Source organism: Thermosynechococcus sp. M98_K2018_005, assembly GCF_015295825.1.
GTDB lineage: Bacteria > Cyanobacteriota > Cyanobacteriia > Thermosynechococcales > Thermosynechococcaceae > Thermosynechococcus.
In genome coordinates this window covers 1-3,718 of the sequence record NZ_DVEH01000101.1, presented here as the reverse complement: position 1 = coordinate 3,718, position 3,718 = coordinate 1, and the positions used below count along the sequence as shown (strand labels likewise).

Sequence of the window (3,718 nt, the reverse complement as noted above, 5' to 3'; positions counted from 1 at the left end):
GGTTCGTATATTCACTGTAAAACGTTGTGGCCAGAAAATTATCGATGACTCAACGTACTTGTCCACTGTTGGTGCAGCGATCGCAAGAGGGGCACATCCACATAGGTCGTCCAGCCCACCTCACCGCGAATCACTTGAAAGGGGTAGTCAGGTTCCCCTAGGCAATCCAAGACAAGCGCCGCATCGCGAAAATCATGATCCTGGGTGTAGTCAGTGATCGTGATAATCGTCGCTAGGCGACTGGCGGTGGCTGCCTGAATCCCGTTGGCGGAATCCTCAAAGGCAAGGCACTCCTGGGGTGAGAGGCGCATCTTTTCAAGCGTGTAGAAGTAAATGTCAGGCGCGGGTTTCTTGGCTGGCACCACATCCCCAGCGGCAATCACCTCAAACCAACTGACGCCATCAGCAGCAAGGGCATTTTCAAGGAGTGCGGTGACATTGGCAGGGGTGGTCGTGGTGGCGATCGCCAAACGTAATCCTGCTTCACGGGCTTCAGTGAGCAGCCGTTTCACCCCCGGCCGCAGAGGAATTGCTCCTTCTGCCAATAGCTCCGTATAGTAGCGGGTCTTGGCCTTGTGCAAATCGGCAATCAGGGCATCCAAATTTTGGGGACGTGGCCAATCGGGGCGAAAGCGATCAAGGTAATACTTCATCCGCTCCTTGCCCCCCGCCACCGCCAGCAGTTGACCATAGAGGGAAATATCCCACTCCCAATCTAGACCCGCCGCCGCAAAGGCTTTATTGAAGGCAACGCGATGGCCATCCCGCTCAGTGTCCGCTAAGGTGCCATCCACATCAAAAATCAGTGCTTTAAGGTGAGCCATAGAGAGTTGTAATCCATCCCTCTTCGAGGAAAAATTAGTGGAACGCCTGCAATTTTACCAGTCGTGCTCGTACTGCTTGCTGATTGCCCACGGGTTCACGGAAGTACCAAGTTTCCTCAGGGCCAAGACCATAAACCTGCACCGAGATGGCTCCGACCCGCTGCCCCCCCTTATCCAAGAGTTCAAAATCTGCCTGAATCATGCGCAAGTGCTCTTCACTATAGTTTTTGAGAACGCCCACAATAAACGGTGCCCCACCCTCAATATGCCACTTGAAGTCCGCCATGGTGACGCCCTGTTGCGCAAGGCTACCACCAATCAACTGCTGCATCCATTGTTGTTGCTGCCACCGACCGAGATGGTAGCTAAAGATCACCAGTAAACTCACAACTCCAGCAGCGATCGCCACCACCCACGGAGCCGAGGAAGCAGACACAGGGGCAGCTAGGGCTGGGTTGGGGGGGCGTAGATCAATGACCTCTTCCCAATCGGGTTTAGGGGAACCTTGAATGCGGCCAATAATCTTAATGCGAGCAATATCATCAAGGTGAAACTGTCCCAAACGGGATTTGAGAAGATTCACTAGGGCAGAATAATGGGCAACGGTGCCGGGGGGCTTGTTCAAAACAATATTTAACTGGTTGCGAAACTGGTTCACTTGCACAACAACGGCATGTTCTGAAAGCAAATCCTGAAGTGTTTCGCGAATTTGCTCAACCTGTAGTAACCCCATGCCCACAACCCCTACCTTGTGGCAACAGAATGACTGCTGCGAAACCTTTGCTGACCGATGGTAAACCTACCGTTCTATGTGCCAGTGTACACAAAGTCCCAGTGATACAAATCTGTGAATTCACGGTATTTTACAGGTACGGTTTGCAGGCCGACAGCGATCGCAATGACCACAACGCAATCCCCTTGCCTCAGTGGCAAAACCAAAGGCTTGGAGGAGAAACTGCCAGCGGCAGCCGCGGTGATAGAGAAACTTTTGCATCAACTGTTCTTGAGTGTCTTTGGGCGGCGGTGGCACCTGTGCTAAGGGTTGACGGCAATAGTGAAAAGGGTCTTGCCAGCGGAGTTTCCCCTGTTGATGCAGTAATGCCAACGTCAGTTCCACCTCAGGAAAGCGTTGCCGCAGTTGCGGAAGATGACCCCTGAGGGGCAGATGCGTCTGAAGTGCCATAGCGCGATTGTAAGTATCTTGACTTTGGCGCTGAAAAAAGTGCCAACGCTGTTGATCTTCGCGATCCCAACCCCAGCGATCGCTCACCAAAGCCAGTGCCTGTGCCGGTTGGCCATCTCGCCCAGCGCGTCCCACCTCTTGGAGGTATTCACTGAGTTGCAGAGGCGGCTGATAGTGGCAAATCCAACGCACATTGGGTTTATTCACCCCCATACCAAAGGCATTGGTACAGACCACAAAGGGTAGCTTGTTCTGCAACCAATCGCTCTCAATTTGGCGTCGCTGTGCTGCTGGCAGTCCGCCATGGTAAGCGGTGGTGCAGTGCCCCTGCTCCTGCAGCCAAGTGGCTAGGGTTTCACAGTCGTGCCGAGTGCGGGCATAGATCAATCCTGAGGTTCGCCCCTGCTGCTTGAGAAATTGCTGGAGACAATGGCGGCGATACCTCCGACTCCACACAGAGCGTACGGCTAAATAGAGATTGGCACGATAGGGGCTGTGAATGATCTGCACAGGCTGCTCTAGGCCTAAAACCTCAATGAGGGTGCGTTGGGCATTGGGATCGGCAGTGGCCGTGAAAGCAGCAATTGCGAAAGGTGGGTGGTGGGGTTTAGATTGACGGAGGGCAGGCCGCACCGTTCCCAAGCGACGGTAAACTGGTCGAAAGCGATCGCCCCACTGTCCAAGGCAATGGGCTTCATCCACAATCAAAGCATTGAGGCGCACCTGCGGTGAACAGAGGTGCGGCCAAAGGAGGCTAGAAAATAGCGACTCTGGGGAGAGATAGAGCAAACGGTAGTCCCTGAGATGTGAGAGAATCTGACGTCGTTGGCTGCTGGGCAGTTCACTATGGTAGGCTGCGGCAGCAAGACCCCGTCGCCGCAATTCACCCACTTGATTTTCCATGAGGGCAAGCAGCGGCGAGATCACCAACGTCAATCCCCCTTGAAGTAGTGCGGGCAACTGAAAACAGAGACTTTTACCCGCTCCGGTAGGGAGGACAATTAGGGCATCCCGTCGTTGCAAGAGTGCCGTCATCACCTCAGCTTGGGGCGATCGCAACTCAGAATAGCCCCAGTATTGTTGTAGGGCAGCCTGTATGAGATCTAGATCGGCATCCAGCATTCCACTGGCTCAAGCCTTGATGAGAATTCTCAACGTTCCAAAAAGCGGCACAGTCTTCCGGGGCAGCAAGGGGAGTCAATATTAGAATAATTATAAGCAAGAAATCCTAGAATGCCTAAGACCCTTTAGGCCTATTACTGTTGCCGAAGTGTAAAACGCTTATGGAGATGAACCTATGGGCATGAAATTTGTGCCGCTGGTATGCGTGGCAATGTTGGCAGCGGTGGCCGCTCCGGCAACTGCCCAAAGCCGCCGCCAATCTATCAATCCCCAACAATTGCCTGTAACTCAGCCTACCTTGCCCGAAGCTTTTGAACGGATTGATGGCAGTCTAGGGTATTGGCGGGATGAGTCGATCGCTGGCGACGCCGCTTTCACGTTTGGGCTTCCCACCTATCGGGATGATGACATTGTGAATCGGGCACAGCGGATCAACTACGTTTCTACGGATGCGTGGTATCAGCAAAGCAATCAGCCCCCTGTCCGCACCCGTGATCTCGATAGTCCCTTCTGTGCCTCGATGTACGGTACGCCCTTTCCCTGCAATTTGATGGTGGAGTCGCCGCTGCCGCCGCCGCAACAGCCCTTC

4 protein-coding genes are annotated in these 3,718 nt (G+C 53.8%); 1 reads left to right on the top strand and 3 read right to left on the bottom strand.

Annotated elements, in window-relative coordinates; all coding sequences use genetic code 11:
- Positions 1-38 precede the first annotated feature (38 nt).
- From IGQ15_RS11960 to IGQ15_RS11950, 3 genes are all read right to left on the bottom strand, one after another.
- Positions 39-824, bottom strand: a complete 786-nt coding sequence (locus IGQ15_RS11960; RefSeq protein ID WP_297052173.1) for an HAD family hydrolase — start codon at positions 822-824, stop codon at positions 39-41.
- A gap of 34 nt (positions 825-858) precedes the next feature.
- On the bottom strand, positions 859-1,557 hold the full coding sequence (locus IGQ15_RS11955; RefSeq protein WP_297052170.1) for an FxLYD domain-containing protein: 699 nt from the start codon (positions 1,555-1,557) through the stop codon (positions 859-861).
- Positions 1,558-1,677: 120 nt separating this feature from the next.
- The gene (locus tag IGQ15_RS11950) at positions 1,678-3,129 is read right to left on the bottom strand and encodes a RecQ family ATP-dependent DNA helicase (protein ID WP_297052167.1); all 1,452 of its coding nucleotides are present in this window, start codon (positions 3,127-3,129) and stop codon (positions 1,678-1,680) included.
- Positions 3,130-3,304: 175 nt separating this feature from the next.
- On the opposite strand from IGQ15_RS11950, the gene IGQ15_RS11945 reads away from it, so the two are divergent.
- Positions 3,305-3,718 (top strand): hypothetical protein (locus tag IGQ15_RS11945; RefSeq protein WP_297052165.1); only part of this gene is annotated, 414 nt, incomplete at its 3' end.

Excerpts from the sequence above, each read along its gene's own strand:
- IGQ15_RS11955 (WP_297052170.1), bottom strand. The coding sequence starts at position 1,557 with ATGGGGTTACTACAGGTTGAGCAAATTCGCGAAACACTTCAGGATTTG.
- IGQ15_RS11960 (WP_297052173.1), bottom strand. The coding sequence starts at position 824 with ATGGCTCACCTTAAAGCACTGATTTTTGATGTGGATGGCACCTTAGCG.
- IGQ15_RS11950 (WP_297052167.1), bottom strand. The coding sequence starts at position 3,129 with ATGCTGGATGCCGATCTAGATCTCATACAGGCTGCCCTACAACAATAC.